The organism is Aminobacter sp. MET-1, assembly GCF_026521175.1.
GTDB lineage: Bacteria > Pseudomonadota > Alphaproteobacteria > Rhizobiales > Rhizobiaceae > Aminobacter.
In genome coordinates, this window is record NZ_JAMSHL010000005.1 from 170,468 (window position 1) to 187,649 (window position 17,182).

Sequence of the window (17,182 nt, forward strand, 5' to 3'; positions counted from 1 at the left end):
TTCTCAGGCGCTCTTGGCGGCGACGAGTGCGTCGATCTTGGCGCACAGGTTCTTCATGACGAAATATTCGTCGGTCGAAGCCTTGCCGTCATTGACTTCCTGCGTCCACTTCTCGAGCGGCACCTTGATGCCGAACTCCTTGTCGATCGCAAAGACGATGTCGAGGAAGTCGAGGCTATCGATGCCGAGGTCGTCGATGGTGTGGCTCTCGGGCGTGATGGTGTCGATGTCGATCTCACTCGTCTCGGCAATGATCTTGGCGACTTTCTCGAAGGTCGTGGACACGGCTTTTCCTTTGATGAGTGCGGTCATGAACCTGAAACAGATTCTGCGCGCATAGTGTTGAGGGGCTGTCTAATCGGTTTTTCCGGACAGGAAAAGGCCAAATTCTGCGCCTTGGTTGACGCATCCGGGCCCGTCCGCCGGGGAAGGTGCGGGGTTCGGAGCGTCAAAAGACGATGCGGCCAAGCACATGCAGCTTGTCTCCCTGAAGGCCGACGATCAGCGCCTCACCCTCGCGCGCGGCTGCGCCAGTCAGCGCCTGGATGTTCTCCAGATGAGTGACGAGCACGATGTTGTCGGAGCCCGAGAAGTTCTTGATGATGTCCATGACAGCAGCGACGTCGGCATGCTGGGTGGCGTCGGTGGGCTTGTCCAGTGCCGCCATCGGCTCGACGGACTGGTCATCGAAGGCGAGGCGGGCTGTCTCCAGCGTCCGGCAATAGCGGCTCGCCAGCACCTTTTCGACCGGTGCGGCGCGGGCGGCAAACAGCGCACCGATCTTGCGCGCCTGCTGGCGTCCACGGTCGGAAAGGTTGAGCTGGGTCGAGCATTTCTCGATGTCGAAGTTGGGAGGCTCGACGGTGCCCGTCGTCATGGCGTTGCGCAGGAGCACGACGTGGCCGCCATTGCGCAGCAGGGCCCAGCCGGCCTCGGTGGCTTGGGCAGGCACTGCAAAAGACAAAAGCAAAAGCGCAAAGGCAATTCTGAGCATGAAAGATCCTGGCCGGCGTTGCGGATATAGGGATGCCAAAGCCGATTGAAAGGCAAGGCGCGCAGAAAGTGCTTTCGCTATACTGGCTTAACCATCCAAGCTTGATCGGCGCGGCGACGGCGGCGATGCTCGTCCCGTTCGATTCCCGAGAAAAAGCGCAGATGTCCCCACTCGTTGAAACCGTGCTCTTCGTCTTCGGCCTGGTGGCACTGGGATATCTTGCCGGCGTCACCGGCTATCTCAGGGTTGAGGCCGGCGATGCGCTCTCGGAATTCGCCATCGGGGTGGCGCTGCCGCTGCTTCTGTTCCGCACCATGATCGGGGCGGATTTTCACGGTTCCGCGCCCTGGGCGCTGTGGGCCACTTATTTCGCTGCCGTCATCGTCACCTGGACGGCTGGCCATCTGGTGACGACGCGATTGTTCGGGCGCGACGGGCAGGCCGGGGTCGTCGGCGGCGTGTCGTCGGCGTTTTCCAATCTGGTCCTGCTCGGCATCCCCTTCATGCTCGGCGTTTTCGGCCAGCAGGGTTTCGAAGTGCTGTCGCTGATCATCTCGGTGCACCTGCCGACCATGATGATGGCCTCCATCATCCTGTTCCAGCTGTTCGGGCCGCGCCGCGACGAGCCGCTGCATCCCCTCGAAATCATCAGGGACTTCCTGCGCAAGGTGTTCACCAACCCGCTGATCCTCGGCATCCTGGCCGGACTGGCGTGGCGCGCGACCGGATTTCCGCTGCCGGGACTTGCCAGCAGATTCGTCGATGCACTGGCCAACATCGCCGGCCCGCTGGCCCTGTTTGCCATGGGGGTAGGGCTCAGGAAATTCGGCATCTCGGGCAACATCAAGCCGGCGCTGGCCCTGTCGGTGCTCAAGCTGATGCTGATGCCGGCAGTCGCATTGGGGTTTGCCTGGCTGTTCGGCCTGCCGCCCTTGCCGGCCAAAGTGGCCGTGGCCGCCGCCAGCCTGCCGTCGGGCGTCAATTCCTACCTGATCGCCATCCAGTTCGGCACCGGGCAGGCGCTGGCCTCGAACCAGATGACGATTGCAACCGGCTGCGCTGTGTTGACCACGGCTTTCTGGCTGACGGTCGCCACCATGGTGTTCGGCTGACGGCATTTGGTTGCGGCTGGACCAACGTATCTATGCCATAATCCGGTTGCTCGGCGGGCTCGCGGCACGCTACTAGTCTCTGACATGGCGTGCCGGACATCGACCGATCCGCGCGGACGCCGCTTCGACGAATTCCAAGATCAGTTCGCGTCCGTTAGACGCCACACAAGGAGGCCAATCCATGCTCCAGAAAGCCAGCCAGTTCATGAGGCAGGCCAATCTCATCAACGGCGAATGGGTGCAGGCTGATTCCGGCAAGACCGTCGACGTCATCAACCCCGCCACCGGCCTGAAGATCGGCACCGTACCGCGGTCCGGAGCCGCCGAGACCCGCCGCGCCATCGAAGCCGCGAGCGAAGCCTTCAAGACCTTCCGCAAGACCTCGGCGCTCGAACGCTCGAAGCTTCTGCGCAAGCTTCACGACGCCATCATGGACAATCAGGACTCGCTCGCCGAGCTTTTGACCATCGAGCAGGGCAAGTCGCTGACGGAAGCCAAGGGCGAGATCGGCTCGTCGGCAGCCTATGTGCTGTGGTTCGCCGAGGAAGCGCGCCGTACTTATGGCGACGTGGTTCCGTCGCCATGGGCCGATCGCCGTGTGCTTGTCACCAAGGAGCCGGTGGGCGTCATCGCGGCCATCACGCCGTGGAACTTTCCGTCTTCCATGCTGTCACGCAAGCTCGGACCGGCACTGGCGGCGGGTTGCACCGCCGTGGTCAAGCCTGCTTCGCAGACGCCTTATTCGGGCCTTGCCTGGGGCGCGCTGTGCGAGGAGGTCGGCTTCCCCAAGGGTGTGGTCAACGTCGTGACCGGTTCAGCCGGCGAAATCGGCGACGAGATCTGCGCCAACCCGCTGGTCAAGAAAATCACCTTCACCGGCTCTACCGAGGTCGGCAAGATGCTGATCGCCAAGTCGGCTTCGACCGTGAAGAAGGTGTCGATGGAACTCGGCGGCAATGCGCCGTTCCTGGTTTTCGACGACGCCGATATCGATCGCGCCGTTGAAGGCGCCATTACTGCGAAGTTCCGCAACTCCGGCCAGACCTGCGTCTGCACCAACCGCTTCTTCGCCCAGGCCGGCATCTACGACAAGTTCGTGGCCAAGCTGGCCGAGGCCTCGAACAAGCTCAAGGTCGGTTCCGGCCTGGATGCCGGGGTGCAGCAGGGCCCGCTGATCGACGAAAAGGCTGTCGAGAAGGTCGAGGAGTTCATCGCCGACGCAACCGCCAAGGGCGGCAAGGTGGTTGCCGGCGGCAAGCGCCACGCGCTTGGCGGTTCGTTCTTCGAGCCGACGGTCATTTCCGACGCCACGCCTGCCATGATGTTCATGAAGGAAGAGATCTTCGGCCCGGTCGCTCCGGTGTTCAAGTTCGAGACCGAAGAGGAGGCGATTGCGCTCGCCAACGACACGGAATTCGGCCTCGCGAGCTACTTCTACACCGGCAATCTCGGCCGCGCCTTCCGCGTGATGGAAGGACTGAAATACGGCATGGTCGGTGTCAACGAAGGCCTGATCACCACGCCTGAAGCGCCGTTCGGCGGCGTCAAGGAGTCGGGTCTTGGCCGCGAGGGCGGTCATCAGGGCATCGAGGACTATCTCGACACCAAATATGTCTGCATCGGCGGACTGGGGCTCTAGGGCGCGCCATCGCTGTGCCAAGGGCAGCGCGCGGTCCAAGCCGGACCGCGCGTTTTCTTTTGTCGTTGAATCCGAAAACTCGCGTAAGTTGCTGTAGTTGTTTGTTTTCGGCCGATCCAGTGAGGCGGCCTGGCTCATGGGCGTCGGTCACGTGTCACTGATCGAATAGCCAAGCTGGTGAGATCGGGCCATCTTGCGGATGCCGCGAATCCGATGCGGTCGGGAAGGCGTGCCGTCGGCAATACGTTGTCGGCAGGCGGGAGGAAGTGGAATGACTTCAGCGTGGCGCATGGTCGTCGGGGCGTTCGGGCTGGTTGCCCTCGCGGTTGGCTTTCTCGCTGTCGTCTACCTGACGGCGCCGGAGAAGCCGGGGCCTGACCTCGCGCGCGCCAAGAATTCGGCCAAGGGCCTATACGCCCTGTCTATTGCGCCCGAGGCCGGCGAGCCCAGGCAGGGCGACCTGCACAATTGGGTGCTGACGGTGAAAACACGGCAGGGCGCGCCGGTTGAAGGGGCAGCAATCACCATCGGCGGCGGCATGCCCGAGCATGCGCATGGTCTGCCGACCAGCCCCGAGGCGACGGCCTATCTGGGAGACGGGCGCTATCGCATCGAGGGCATGAAATTCTCGATGACTGGCTGGTGGCAGCTCAAGTTCGGTATCACGGCTCCGGCTGGCGCCGATGACGCCACCTTTAACCTGGTGTTATGAGGCCATGGCACGCGGCCCGCTTTCCAAACTGACAGCGGCCGCGGCGCTCGTGGCAATGCTGGCAGGCTGCAGCGATGCCGACTTCACAGATACCGAAAAACGCACGATCGCCTCGATGTCCTTGTCGGCGCTGGCACCGCTGCCGCCCGATCCGACCAACCGTTTCGCCGACGATCCGGGGGCTGCAGCGCTTGGAGCGACGCTGTTCTTCGACACCGGCATGAGCCGCGACGGCAATGTTGCCTGCGGCACCTGCCACAAGATCGACCGCCAGTTCCAGGACGATCTGCCGCGCGGCAAGGGCGTGGGCGAGACCAACAGGCGCACCATGCCGTTGGCGGGCGTGGCGCGCGATCCGTTCTTCTTCTGGGACGGCAGGCGCGACAGCCTGTGGTCGCAGGCGCTGACGCCGCTCGAGAATCCGCTCGAACATGCCGGCACACGCACGGCCTATGCGCACTACATCAAGCGCCGCTTCGGCGAGCGCTATGAGCGGATCTTCCGGCCGCTGCCCGACCTTTCAAACCTGCCGGCAAGTGCCGGACCGTTCGGGACGCCCGCCGAACAGGCGGCCTGGGCCGGGATGACCGACGCCCAGCGCGACGGCATCGATCGCCTCTATTCCGACATCGGCAAGGCAATCGCTGCCTTCGAACGTTCGCTCGTCCATGGCAAGACCCGTTTCGACCGCTTCACCGATGCTTTGGCGCAAGGCCGGCAACCATCGGCCGGAGACGATCTGACTTCAGAGGAACGGCAGGGGCTCCGGCTGTTCATCGGCAAGGCCAATTGCTCGACCTGCCATACCGGCCCGCGCTTCACCGACAACCATTTTCATAACACCGGCGTTCCGCCGGTGTCCGGTCTGTTTGAGGACCGCGGCCGGGTCGCCGTTCTCGCGGAGGTGCAGGCCGATCCGTTCAACTGCCTCGGCAAATTCCGTGATGGCGGCGAGGAGGCCTGCGGAGAGTTGCGTTTCATGCAGAAGAGTTCACCGGAACTGGTGAGGGCCTACAAGACGCCGTCCTTGCGCGGGGTGGCCGAGCGCCCGCCTTACATGCATGCCGGCCAGTTCGTGTCGCTGGAGCAGGTCGTCAGCCACTATGCCACGGCCCCGAAGGCTATCGAGGGCGAAACGGAGATACATCCGGTGGCACTTTCCGATCGTGAAAAGGCGGCGCTGGTGGCCTTCCTCAAGACGCTCAGCGAGTAGTCAGCGGTCCTTTACCGTTTCCATCGCCACGAAAGTCGATGTCTGGGCGACGTGGGGCAGGGCGGAAATGCGTTCGCCCAGAACCCGACGGTAGGTGGCTATGTCCCTGGTGCGGACCTTCAGCAGGTAATCGAAGCTCGCCGCCATCATGTGGCATTGCTCGATCTCGCGCACCGCATGGACCGCACGGTTGAAATCGTCGAGGGCTGCCGAGCGGGTGTCGGAAAGCTTGACCTGGACAAAGGCGACGTGGCCTTCGCCCATGCGCTCGCTGTCGATGACCGCCTGATAGCCCCTGATGAAGCCCTCTTTCTCCAGTCGCTTGACCCGCGCCTGCACCGGGGTCTTGGAAAGTCCCACTTTTGTGGCAAGCTCAGCCATCGACAAGCGTCCGTCGCGCGAAAGGGCGAACATGATGTTGCGGTCGATACGGTCCAATTGATCTTCAGACATGGATATTGCGGCTCATTTGGAAGATAATTGCCTTCGATCCTAGGTCAGTTAGTCTGCAAAGTCGAATTATTTGGACCGGCCGGAATCCGGGCGACGTGCTAGTTTTCGTCAAAATGCTCGGGCGTGGGTTCGCGCCGGGCGTAGCCTCAACCGCTCCACAGGATCGCCATGTCAGCGCTCGACGCCATCCGCCAGGAAATTCGCGCCAACTACCTTCCAGACGAAGCCGCCGCCGTGAAGCGGCTGGCTGATCTGGCCAACCTTTCCGCCGACGACCGCAAGGCGATTTCCGCCCGTGCGGCCGATCTCGTGCGCGCCGTTCGCGGCTCGACCGATCCGCGGCTGATGGAAGTGTTCCTGTCCGCCTACGGCCTGTCGACCAAGGAAGGCGTGGCGCTAATGTGCCTGGCCGAGGCGCTGCTGCGCGTGCCCGACACCGAGACCATGGACGATCTCATCGCCGACAAGATCGCGCCACATGACTGGTCGTCGCATTCGGGCGGTTCGAGCTCGATCTTCGTCAATGCCTCGACCTGGGCGCTGATGCTGACCGGCCGCGTGCTGGACGAAGGCGAGGGCTCGATCGAACGCACGCTGCGTTCCATGGTGCGCCGTCTCGGCGAGCCGGTGATCCGCACCGCGGTTGCCGCTGCCATGCGCGAAATGGGCGAGCAGTTCGTGCTCGGCCGCACCATCACCGAAGCGGTCAAGCGTGGCCGCTCGATGATCCAGAAGGGCTATCTCTACTCCTTCGACATGCTGGGCGAGGCCGCCCGCACCGAAGCCGACGCACTGCGTTATCACCGCGCCTATGCCGAGGCGATCTCGTCGCTCGACAATGGCACCAACGGCCCTGACATCCGCTACAACCACGGCATTTCGGTGAAGCTGTCGGCGCTGCATCCGCGCTATGAAGTCTCCCACAAGGACGACATGCTGCCTGTCATGGCCGAGCGGCTGCTGTCGCTGTGCCTGGCCGCCAAGCGCGCCCGCATGGGCCTCAACATCGACGCCGAGGAGGCCGACCGCCTCGACCTGTCGCTCGACGTCATCGAGCGCGTGCTCGCTCATCCCGACCTCGCCGACTGGCACGGCTTCGGCGTCGTCGTACAGGCCTATGGCCCGCGCACGGCGTTTGCCATCGACTGGCTCTATGCTCTCGCCAACAAGCTCGACCGCAAGATCATGGTGCGCCTGGTCAAGGGTGCTTATTGGGACACCGAGATCAAGCGCGCCCAGACGCTGGGCCTGCCTGGCTATCCGGTGTTCACCCGCAAGGCCAATACCGACGTCTCCTACATGGCCTGCGCCCGCAAGCTCTTGTCGATGACGGATCGTATCTACCCGCAGTTCGCCACGCACAATGCGCACACGGTCGCCGCCATCCTGTCGATGGCCTCGGATCGCACCTCGTTCGAATTCCAGCGCCTGCATGGTATGGGCGAGGCCCTGCATGAGACGGTGCGCAAGGCCGAGGGCACGCGTTGCCGCATCTATGCGCCTGTCGGCGCGCATTCCGACCTGCTTGCCTATCTGGTTCGCCGCCTGCTCGAGAACGGCGCCAACTCGTCCTTCGTCCATCAACTGACCGACGAGGACGTGGCCCCGGAGGACATCGCCCGCGATCCGCTCGAAACGGTGGAGACGCAAGGGCCGGCCTCCAATCCGTCGATCCCGACCCCTTCGGCGATCTTCGGCGCTGGCCGTCCCAATGCCAAGGGCTGGGACATCACCGACATCACGACGCTGGCAGCGATCGATCATGCCAAGTCGGCATTCAAGGGCCCGGACCGCTGGACGGCCAAACCGATCACGCGTGCTGCTGGCTATGGCGCCTCGCGCAAGGTGATCAACCCAGCCAAGCCGTCCGACGTCGTCGGCACCGTGACAGAGGCTGCCGCCAAGCAGGTGGACACGGCCGTTCGCATCGCCGTCGAGGCGCAGCCGGCCTGGGCGAAGAAGCCTGTCGCCGAGCGTGCGGCCATCCTGCGCCGCACCGCCGACCTCTATGAGGCCAATGCGGTCGAGTTCTTCGCGCTTGCCACCCGCGAGGCCGGCAAGTCGCTGTCCGACGGCGTGGCCGAGGTGCGTGAGGCGGTCGACTTCCTGCGCTACTACGCCGCCGAAGCCGAGAAGGCTGAGGCCGGCACCGAGGCGCGCGGCGCCATCGTCTGCATCTCGCCATGGAACTTCCCGCTGGCCATCTTCACCGGCCAGATTGCAGCGGCACTTGTGACCGGCAACACCGTCATCGCCAAGCCGGCCGAGCAGACGCCGTTGATCGCGGCGCGTGCCGTCGAGATGATGCGCGAGGCCGGCGTGCCCGAGGACGTGATCCAGCTTTTGCCGGGTGATGGCCCCAATGTCGGCGGACCGCTGACGGCCGACCCGCGCATTGCCGGCGTCTGTTTCACCGGTTCGACCGAGGTCGCCAAGATCATCGAGCGGCAGCTTGCCGAGACCGCCCGGCCCGACGCCATGCTGATCGCCGAGACAGGCGGCCTCAACGCCATGATCGTCGATTCCACGGCACTTCCCGAGCAGGCGATCCGCGACGTGCTGGCCTCGTCGTTCCAGAGTGCCGGCCAGCGCTGTTCGGCGCTGCGCGTGCTCTACGTCCAGAAGGACGTCGAGAAGAAGATGGTCGAGATGCTGAAGGGCGCCATGGATGCGCTTACCGTCGGCGATCCTTGGCATCTGTCCACCGATGTCGGCCCCGTCATCGATGAGGAAGCGCAGAGCGGCATTCGCGATTACTGCGCCAAGATGGAAGCTGGCGGCAAGCTGATCGCCAAGCTCGACGCGCCTGCCGACGGCCGTTTCGTTGCCCCGCATGTCTTCAGGGTCAAGGGCATCGAGGACATGGAGCGCGAGGTCTTCGGCCCGGTGCTGCATGTCGCGACCTTCGATGCCGATCAGATCGACGAGGTGGTCGCGGCCATCAACCGCAAGGGCTACGGCCTGACCTTCGGCCTGCACACCCGCATCGAGGGACGCGTGCAGCACATCGTCGACAGCATTCATGCCGGCAATATCTACGTCAACCGCAACCAGATCGGCGCGGTGGTCGGCTCGCAGCCCTTCGGCGGCGAAGGCCTTTCCGGCACCGGTCCCAAGGCGGGCGGCCCGCACTATCTGCGCCGGTTCCGCAAGTCGGCCGAAAGCGGCCAGGTCACGGCTGACGGCCGCAAGGTGACGGCAACCGAGCTGGTCGACAATCTGGTCGATGCCGGCGAATGGGCGACGCGCGGCGACCGTATCGCCATCCTGCGCAAGCATTTGCGCGGTAAGGGTGCGCAGGCAATCGCCGCTGCTGCCGGAATCGATTTCGGCCAGGTCGACCTGCCCGGACCGACCGGCGAGGCCAACACGCTGTCGCTCAACCCGCGCGGACGCGTGCTCGTGCTCGGGCCCGATACCGAGACGCTGCTCGCCCAGGCGATCCAGGCGCTCGCCGCTGGGTGCTCGGTGCTGGCGGTTGCCCCCGGTGCCCCGGCGGCCCTGCAGGCGCTGCTTGGCAAGGGCCTGCCTGTGGCTGCTCTCGACGCTCGTGCCGACCCGGTCGAGGCGCGGGCGCTGGCAGTCGATGCGGTTGCCTATTCAGGCACGCAGGAAGGCATGAAGACCATTCGCAAGGTGCTGGCCGAGCGCAAGGGGCCGATCGTTCCGCTGATCAGTGAAACGATCTACCCGGCAGCCTATGCCCACGAGCGGGCGGTCTGCGTCGACACGACAGCCGCCGGCGGCAACGCCAGCCTGCTGGCATCTGTCTGATCAAAAACGAAAGGGGCAGGCTCAGGCCTGCCCCTCGATCTCTTCCGGCGCGCATCCGAACCGCAGCAGATTGCCGTGCGGATCGTGGATGTAGAATTCCTTCATGTTCCACGGTCGCACCGTAAAGGGGCTCAGCCGTTCCACCGCTCGCGCCGAGAATTCGGCGTGCAGGGCAGGGACCTCGCCGCCCCTGATGTAGCAGGACGTGACCTCGGGCAGCTTGCGGTCGTCCGTCTTCCAGAAATGGATCTCGACCTCGCCACGCCGGACGATCAGGTAGGCGTCCATGTCAGGCCCGATGACCTCGAAGCCTAGCCGGTCGCGGTAGAAGTCACGGCTCTCGCCAATGTCTGGCGAGGGCATGACGGGAATGCTGCGGGCCAGATCTGTCATTCTCAGGCGCCTTCGACGACCGAAAAGCCCTCGAACTGCGGATGGCCGACATAGGACGCCTTGGACGAACCGGCATTCTTGTGCGCGGCGCGGAAATTCTCCGACTTCGTCCAGGCGATAAAATCGTCCTGGCTCGCCCATACCGTGTGCGAGGCGTAGAGCGTGTAGCCCTCGGCCTCGTTCACCGGCCCACGCAGCAGGTGGAACTCGCGAAAGCCCTTCATTTCGCTGAGGGTCGAATCGCGGTTCTTCCAGACGTCCTCGAACGCCGTCTCTGAGCCGTTCTGAACCTTGAAGCGGTTCATGGCGATATACATGCTTTTTCCTCTCAGGTGTTCGTGCCGGCATCGGCTGGCCGGATCGGGTGGAATGTCACAATCTTTTCGTCGGCGAGGCGCGCCGCGTTTACCGGATTCGGGCCGGCCTGACGGATGCCTGCGTCGCGATAATGAGCGAGTTCGGTGACCTTGTCGCTCAAGGACGTCGCTGCCATCCGGTCGATCAATTCGCGCAGTTCTGGCCGCAGGCCGTCACCGCGCACAGCCGAAATGGCATCCAGAGTGTTCAACAAAGACATTGTCGTCATCCTCTTTCGAAGCTGATCATCGCGTTTCCAGAGGGATTTCGAAGTGCCAGGTCGAGCGTCCAGCTTCGGGTGGAATGGGAGGGAAAGGAGCCGCGCGGCGCACGGCGTCGAGGCCAGCCTTGTCGATCGCCGGCACGCCGGAACTGCTTGTCACACTGATTGAACTCACGCTGCCATTTGCCGTGACGACGAACGAAACGACCACCACGCCCTTGCCTCTCGACATTCTGAACGATCTTGACAGCTTTGAGCGGACCTTGCCGGAATAGTTGGAGACTGCGGCATTGCCTGCCGATGCGCTGCTGCCGTTCTTGCCTTTGGTGGTGGTGGTGCCGTTGTCCGCGCCGTCGGCCGCGCCCCTGCGCGCGTCGGCCTGGCCCTTGCCGCCGGATCCTGCCTTGACGGGGGCAGGCTGCCTGGCAGGGGCCTTTTCCAGCTTCTTCGGCTGCTCGGCCTTTTTCTCGGGCTTCTTGACCGGTCTCGGCTCGGCCTTCTTCACCGGTTCTGGCTTCACGGGCTCAGGCTTTGGTTCTGGCTTCACGACTTCCGGTACAGCCTCGGCGACGATCTCTTCAGCAACCGGCACCGTCTCGGTTTCGGTCTCGACCGGTTCGACCTTTGCCATTTCGACCGGCTTCTGGACGATGTTGTCGTCCTCGACGGGCTCGATCTTGTCGGTGGCAAGGATTTCCGGCAGCGGATCGGTGGTCGTCGGCTGCACCGGCTGGTCGGTGACCGGCTGGATGGTTTCAGCGACAGGCGTTTCCTGGGCCGCGGTTTCAACTGCCTCTGCAGGTGTGAATTCCGGCACGGCCTGGGCTTCGACCGTCTCGACGGGCTTGGCGTCCAGCATCGTGACCATCGTCACATTGGTGATGGTATTCGGATCGATCTCCGACTGATCGCCTGCAGCCGACTGGTCCTCGGAGGCATTGCCGAGCAAGGTGATGCCGGCATTGGCGCTGCCTTCGATCAGAACCTGATCTTCGTCGCCCCGCGTCATGAAGAACATGGCGACCGCGGCGTGGAAAACACAAGAAGCCAGGATCGCGGCCAGCCACTTGCGGCTGCGAAGCCTGACCGTGGATTGCCTCGGCGACAGCGGCTCGCTTGCCGGGACCTGAAGCAGCGGGCTGGCGTCGGCCAGAACGCTTCCGTGCGCGGTGTCGCGGGCGCAGATGCGCAGTGCGCCGCGCGGGATTGCGAATTCGGGGTCGTCGGGCTCGGCCGGCCAGGCACCGATGCCAGCCAGAGGCCAGGCGACTGTGCTTTTGGCGAAGGCCGGTTCCAATCCCACGTCTGCCCCCTCAGATGCCGAACGCGATGCCGGATTTGGATGCGGTGCGCAGCGACTTCACACAGGCGCCGGGCTCGATGCCCGGGCCGGTGCAATCGGTGGCATGGTTGATCAACACGCGGCTGACCTTGGTGCAGTCGGTTCCCGGCAGGTCGAAACGCGTCACCTTGGTCTTGCCCGCGGGCAGGTCCTTGAAGTCGAGCACGGTCAGCCGGTCGACCACGCCGGCGTCGTTGAACAGCGCGATCTCGAAGGCGGCCTTGGACAGCTCGGTGCCGAGATTGTTGCTGACCACAAAGGTGAAGCGGCAGCCCTTGTCTGAGGGCTGCGCTGCGTTGAGCTCGAGCACAAGCTCGGGAGAGGGGCTCTGGGCGACGGCGGTTGCCGCCGTCGCGAGAAGAGCCGCCGCCCCGACGAACGATGTCGCGAGGTGGCGCATCGTTACCAGCCGAACTGCTTGGACAGGGAAACCTTGAACGTACGGCCCTTGGCGTCGTCGTTCACGAGGAATTCCTTGTACTGCTTTTTGAACACGTTATCGATGCCGAAGTTTGCTTCCCAGCCGGACAGCTGACCGTCCTGCGGCTTCCACGTGAAGAAGATGTCGTGGACATCGAAGGCCTTGGAGTAGCGCGTCTCGTTGACCGGCGGTGTGCTGGTGTCGCGGCTCTTGTCTTGCGGTCCTGCAACAAAGCGGGCCTTCCAGCCAAACCTGATGTCGTAGTCCGGCACCTTGCCGCCAAGCGTGAGGGCAAGTTCATGCGGCGCGATCGTCGTCAGATAGGCATTGGTTTTCTTGTTCTTGCCGACGACGTACGAGTACCCCGCATTGGCGAAAACATAGTCAGAATCATATGCCGCCTCGACTTCGAAGCCATAGAGTTCGGCCTTGTCGATGTTTTCGAAGCCGGGCTTGTTGTTGAAACCGGCGGCGAAAGGCCTGTTCAGTGCGATCAGATTCGTCACATCGTTATAAAAACTTGTAACCTTCAACTGTCCCGCGTCGCCGTCCTGCACCAGATCGTTGCCGGAGAGCGCAAACCCAGCTTCGAAATTGTTTGACTGTTCCTTCTTCAGGCCAAGGCTTGGCAGGAATGTCGACGACGAACTCGCAGTCGAGAACACCTCGTCGATGGTCGGGAAGCGTTCAGTGTGTGCGATGGACCCAAAGACCGCGACAGCGTCGTTTATCTTGTAGTGGGCGGCAATCTTCGGCGAGAAGGCGGTGTCGTCGCTGTCGGCTGCGGTCGTACCTGTTCCAGGATTGATAACAGCGGAATCTGGTGACAAGCGGTGCCAGTCAAGCCGCATGCCGGAAATCAGCGTCAACCGCTCGTCCCAGACGAACTCGTTCTGAGCGAAGACGCCGGTTTTTACGTCGGTACCCTCTGGATGGAAGGTAACCGGAAACTGGGTGCCGTCGTTGCGGAATGCCTCGGCCTCGCGCGTCTGATAGCTGGACTGTGAACCTACGGTCAGATGGTTGACCCAGTTGTCGCCAGTCCAATCCATCGTGTTCTGGGCATTGAACTGCCAGGTCTGGTAGCCGTAGTTCGAATCGCAGACGACCGCGAACGACCCGGCGCTGCAGGATGACCGCAGGTCGGCATTGCGCTGTTCATTGGTCGTGTTGGAGTACGACGCCGACACCTTCACATCGAGCATGTCGTTGTCGGAGAACGGGTTCTCGTAGGAAACGACCGCGGTGCGATCGATGACGTGCCGGTCGATCAGGCCAAAGAACGCGGCTGCGCTGGTCTGCGACAACTGCTGGTCATCGAGATTGGAGTCCCACTGCTGGTAGGACATCCGCAGCTTGCCTTCGTCGCCAACGTTGAAGGTGCCCTTGGCGAGACCCGACCAGGCTTTGAAGTTCGAGCCGATGACCTCCTTGCCATTGCCGGACTCGTAAGGATCGGACGCGCGGTAGTTGCCGGTCAGCAGGAACTCGGCGTTCTCGCCCCAACGCTGGGCCAGCACTGACGAGAGCAGGTAGCCATTGCCATTGCTGTTCCAGGAGCTCTTGAGCCGCAGCGCGCCTGTCTGTCCCTCGGCGATGAAGTCGGAAGCGTCCTTGGTCTCGAAATTGATGACGCCGCCAAGCGCGCCCGAGCCATAAAGGGTGGACGAAGCCGGGCCGCGCAGCACTTCGACGCGCTTGTACAGTTCCGGATCGGAGAAGAACGAGCCGAGACGATACTGTTCGTAGAATTTCTGGGCGCCGTCGACATTGACGATGATGCGGCCGCCGTCGCCCGTGTTCTCAGGCGCCCCGATGCCACGGATGTTGAAGCTCTGGCCAAGCAACCTGTCCGAGCCGGTAACATTGACGCCGGGCGTGGCGCGAATGATTTCACCGATGGTCTCGGGCTGAAGCCGGTCAATGTCCTCCTGGTCGACGACGGTAACGGCCTGAGGTGTGTCGATCGCCACCTTTTCCTTGCCAGCGCCGATGACGAGGCGCTGCAGCAGCGTCACGCGGCCTTTCTTTTCCTGTTCATTCGTCTGCGCTTCCTGCGCTTGTGCGGCCTGCAATCCGACCAGCACCATCATCGCCGCTCCGCCCAGCAGAGCAGCCTTGTTCCGAGCAACCAGCCCCATGTCCCAACTCCAAATGTCCCATGCTGGCTCGCTCGGCGCTTGCTTGCATTTTTTTCGTCTGCCGGTCGCGTCTTAAATCTTGACTCGTTCACTCCGGTATTGCACTGACTAATAAACATGATTGTTCGAGTCAACTAATTGATTTGAACCTGATGGACCACGACCGGCTGGGCCGGCGGGGCGAACGGACAAAGGAGTGCAATGAGATGAATTCGCACGACCCGAACCACTTCCGTTCCGGCCAATATCGGCACGGATACCGCAGGCCCGAAGGGCAGGGTGGGCCTCGTCCGATGGCGGGAACGCTGGCCGTCAGGACGCTGACCAGCGAGTCGCTGTTCCTTGGCGATTTCGAGATCGGCATCGACCATGGCGGCGCACTCTACCGCCTCAAGATTACCCGTCAGGGCAAGCTCATTCTCAACAAGTAGGTATTCGAAAATGGACCAGCGCGTTAAGCCCAACCCACAGGAAATCAGGCGGGCCCGGGCCGAGAGCCCGAAAATGCGCGAGCGCGATCTCGCCAGCCAGCTAGCCATTTCCGAGGCCGATCTGGTCGCCGCCCATTGCGGCGACGGGGTCTTCCGCATCGAGCCGCGTGTCAACGACATGCTGGCCGGTCTGGAGGCAGTCGGCGAGGTCATGGCACTGACCCGCAACGAAAGTGCCGTGCACGAGAAGATCGGTATCTACGACAAGGTCGTACCGGGCAAGCATGCCGCCATGGTTCTTGGCGAGCAGATCGACCTCAGGATATTCCCGAGCGCCTGGGCGCATGGTTTTGCTGTCGAAAAGCGCGACGGCGACGATATCCGCCGCAGCCTGCAGTTCTTCGATGCCGCGGGCACTGCCGTGCACAAGGTGCATCTGCGGCCGGCGTCCAATCTCTATGCCTACCAGAAGCTGGTTGAGACGCTTGCATCGGACAATCAGGACCCGTCCGTCGCGACGGTTCAGGCGACTGTCGCCGAGCCCGCCGGCCAAGGCGCGGCAAGCATCGACGAATTGCGCGAGCGCTGGAGCAAGCTGACCGACACCCACGAGTTCTTCGGCATGTTGAAGTCGCTGAAGCTCGGCCGCCAGCAGGCGATGCGCATGGTTGGCCGCGATTATGCCTGGACGCTGGACAAGGACGCGCTTCCGGCCATGTTCGACCAGTCGGCCCAGAGCAGCCTGCCGATCATGTGCTTCGTCGGCAACCATGGCTGCATCCAGATCCACTCCGGGCCGGTGAAGAACATCAAACCGATGGGGCCGTGGATCAATGTGATGGATGAGACCTTCCATCTCCATCTGCGGGCCGACCATGTCCAGGAACTCTGGGCTGTGCGTAAGCCGACCAAGGATGGTCATGTGACCTCGGTGGAAGCTTATGACGCCAATGGCGACATGATCATCCAGTTCTTCGGCAAGCGGAAGGAAGGCCAGGACGAGCGTACCGAATGGCGCGGCCTTGTCGAGAACCTAGCTGTTTCCGCGCAGCAGAACGCGGCGTGAGGACTATGAACATGTCGATTTCCAAGGGGCTTCTGCGCTCGGCCGCGCTGGGGCTTGCCCTTCTTTCTGCCACCGCCGCCAGCCAGGCGGCAGAAGGGCTGAGCGTTCTGCCGGACCGCTCGCGCGTTGCATCCGTCGGCGGCTCGATCACCGAGATCGTTTATGCGCTGGGTGAGGAAAAGTCGCTTGTCGCCCGCGACTCGACCAGCGTCTATCCCGAGGCAGCTTTCAAGCTGCCCGACGTCGGCTATATGCGGGCGCTGTCGCCGGAAGGCGTGCTGTCGGTCAATCCATCGGGCATCCTGGCGCTCGAGGGCAGCGGCCCGAAGGAAGCGGTCGACGTTCTGAAGAAAGCGAGCATTCCCTTCATCAACGTGCCCGAAGGCTTTAGCCACAAGGGCATCATCGACAAGATCCGTGTCGTCGGAAAGGCGCTCGACGTCGAAGCCAAGGCGGAGGCCCTGGCCAAGGAGGTCGACGGGCAGCTGAGCGAGGCCGAGGCGCTGACCAAGGACATTCCCGCCGACCAGCGCAAGCGCGTGCTGTTCATCCTGAGCATGCAGGGCGGCAAGATCCTGGCCTCCGGCAGCAACACTGCGGCCGACGGCATCATCGCCATGGCCGGAGGCGTCAACGCGGTCGAGGGCTACTCCGGCTACAAGCAGCTTACCGACGAAGCGGCGATCACCGCAAAACCGGACATGATCCTGATGATGGATCGCGAGGGCCAACTCGCCATCGATGACAGCCAGATCTACGGCCATCCGGCAATCGCCTCGACCCCTGCAGGCCAGGCCAGGAAGGTGATCCGCATGGATGGTGCCTATCTTCTGGGCTTCGGGCCGCGCACTGCCGGTGCGGTCAAGGATCTTGCCGCAGCGCTCTATGGCGACGCGGTCAAGAAATAGGAC

17 protein-coding genes are annotated in these 17,182 nt (G+C 63.1%); 8 read left to right on the plus strand and 9 right to left on the minus strand.

The features are described 5' to 3' along the window. Nucleotides 1-3: 3 nt before the first annotated feature. Nucleotides 4-312 carry an acyl carrier protein gene (locus NDO48_RS09480; protein ID WP_018428324.1) on the minus strand — a complete coding sequence of 103 codons (309 nt, stop codon included), beginning with the start codon at nucleotides 310-312 and terminating at the stop codon, nucleotides 4-6. A 136-nt stretch (nucleotides 313-448) separates the two neighbouring features. After that, nucleotides 449-994 (minus strand): histidine phosphatase family protein, encoded by a 546-nt coding sequence (locus NDO48_RS09485; protein WP_018428323.1) that lies wholly within the window; start codon nucleotides 992-994, stop codon nucleotides 449-451. A gap of 161 nt (nucleotides 995-1,155) precedes the next feature. Here NDO48_RS09485 and NDO48_RS09490 point away from each other — a divergent pair, with 161 nt between their 5' ends. From NDO48_RS09490 to NDO48_RS09505, 4 genes are all read left to right on the plus strand, one after another. Next, on the plus strand, nucleotides 1,156-2,106 hold the full coding sequence (locus NDO48_RS09490) for an AEC family transporter (protein WP_026227268.1): 951 nt from the start codon (nucleotides 1,156-1,158) through the stop codon (nucleotides 2,104-2,106). Nucleotides 2,107-2,287: 181 nt separating this feature from the next. Then, nucleotides 2,288-3,745, plus strand: coding sequence for an NAD-dependent succinate-semialdehyde dehydrogenase (locus NDO48_RS09495; protein WP_018428321.1), 1,458 nt, complete (start codon nucleotides 2,288-2,290; stop codon nucleotides 3,743-3,745). Between the two features lie 271 nt (nucleotides 3,746-4,016). After that, nucleotides 4,017-4,457 carry a FixH family protein gene (locus tag NDO48_RS09500; protein WP_026227267.1) on the plus strand — a complete coding sequence of 147 codons (441 nt, stop codon included), beginning with the start codon at nucleotides 4,017-4,019 and terminating at the stop codon, nucleotides 4,455-4,457. 4 nt (nucleotides 4,458-4,461) lie between these two features. Further along, the gene (locus tag NDO48_RS09505; protein ID WP_267321386.1) at nucleotides 4,462-5,670 is read left to right on the plus strand and encodes a cytochrome-c peroxidase; all 1,209 of its coding nucleotides are present in this window, start codon (nucleotides 4,462-4,464) and stop codon (nucleotides 5,668-5,670) included. On the opposite strand, the gene NDO48_RS09510 is transcribed toward NDO48_RS09505, so the two are convergent. Next, entirely contained in the window at nucleotides 5,671-6,123 is a 453-nt protein-coding gene (locus tag NDO48_RS09510) for an Lrp/AsnC ligand binding domain-containing protein (protein ID WP_026227265.1), read from the minus strand. Between the two features lie 168 nt (nucleotides 6,124-6,291). On the opposite strand from NDO48_RS09510, the gene putA reads away from it, so the two are divergent. After that, entirely contained in the window at nucleotides 6,292-9,897 is a 3,606-nt protein-coding gene (putA, locus tag NDO48_RS09515; RefSeq protein ID WP_018428317.1) for a bifunctional proline dehydrogenase/L-glutamate gamma-semialdehyde dehydrogenase PutA, read from the plus strand. A gap of 21 nt (nucleotides 9,898-9,918) precedes the next feature. Here putA and NDO48_RS09520 read toward each other — a convergent pair whose 3' ends face one another. The 6 genes from NDO48_RS09520 to NDO48_RS09545 are packed head-to-tail and all read right to left on the minus strand — an operon-like array spanning nucleotide 9,919 to nucleotide 14,774. Then, entirely contained in the window at nucleotides 9,919-10,290 is a 372-nt protein-coding gene (locus NDO48_RS09520; protein ID WP_018428316.1) for a bleomycin resistance protein, read from the minus strand. Between the two features lie 2 nt (nucleotides 10,291-10,292). Continuing rightward, on the minus strand, nucleotides 10,293-10,607 hold the full coding sequence (locus NDO48_RS09525) for an antibiotic biosynthesis monooxygenase family protein (protein ID WP_018428315.1): 315 nt from the start codon (nucleotides 10,605-10,607) through the stop codon (nucleotides 10,293-10,295). 11 nt (nucleotides 10,608-10,618) lie between these two features. Next, nucleotides 10,619-10,867, minus strand: a complete 249-nt coding sequence (locus NDO48_RS09530) for a hypothetical protein (protein WP_267321387.1) — start codon at nucleotides 10,865-10,867, stop codon at nucleotides 10,619-10,621. A gap of 25 nt (nucleotides 10,868-10,892) precedes the next feature. Further along, nucleotides 10,893-12,173, minus strand: a complete 1,281-nt coding sequence (locus NDO48_RS09535) for a TonB family protein (protein ID WP_157632738.1) — start codon at nucleotides 12,171-12,173, stop codon at nucleotides 10,893-10,895. Nucleotides 12,174-12,183: 10 nt separating this feature from the next. After that, nucleotides 12,184-12,612, minus strand: a complete 429-nt coding sequence (locus NDO48_RS09540) for a hypothetical protein (protein ID WP_018428312.1) — start codon at nucleotides 12,610-12,612, stop codon at nucleotides 12,184-12,186. Between the two features lie 2 nt (nucleotides 12,613-12,614). Further along, complete coding sequence (locus tag NDO48_RS09545) at nucleotides 12,615-14,774, minus strand: TonB-dependent hemoglobin/transferrin/lactoferrin family receptor (protein ID WP_267321388.1); 2,160 nt, start codon at nucleotides 14,772-14,774, stop codon at nucleotides 12,615-12,617. Between the two features lie 206 nt (nucleotides 14,775-14,980). Here NDO48_RS09545 and hemP point away from each other — a divergent pair, with 206 nt between their 5' ends. Genes hemP through NDO48_RS09560 form a run of 3 tightly spaced genes read left to right on the plus strand, consistent with a single transcriptional unit; the run spans nucleotide 14,981 to nucleotide 17,179 of the window. Further along, nucleotides 14,981-15,205: a hemin uptake protein HemP gene (gene hemP / locus NDO48_RS09550; protein WP_026227262.1), complete on the plus strand. Its 225-nt coding sequence runs from the start codon at nucleotides 14,981-14,983 to the stop codon at nucleotides 15,203-15,205. 10 nt (nucleotides 15,206-15,215) lie between these two features. Continuing rightward, the gene (locus NDO48_RS09555) at nucleotides 15,216-16,271 is read left to right on the plus strand and encodes a hemin-degrading factor (RefSeq protein ID WP_026227261.1); all 1,056 of its coding nucleotides are present in this window, start codon (nucleotides 15,216-15,218) and stop codon (nucleotides 16,269-16,271) included. Between the two features lie 5 nt (nucleotides 16,272-16,276). Then, entirely contained in the window at nucleotides 16,277-17,179 is a 903-nt protein-coding gene (locus NDO48_RS09560; protein ID WP_018428308.1) for an ABC transporter substrate-binding protein, read from the plus strand. The last annotated feature ends 3 nt before the right edge of the window (nucleotides 17,180-17,182 follow it).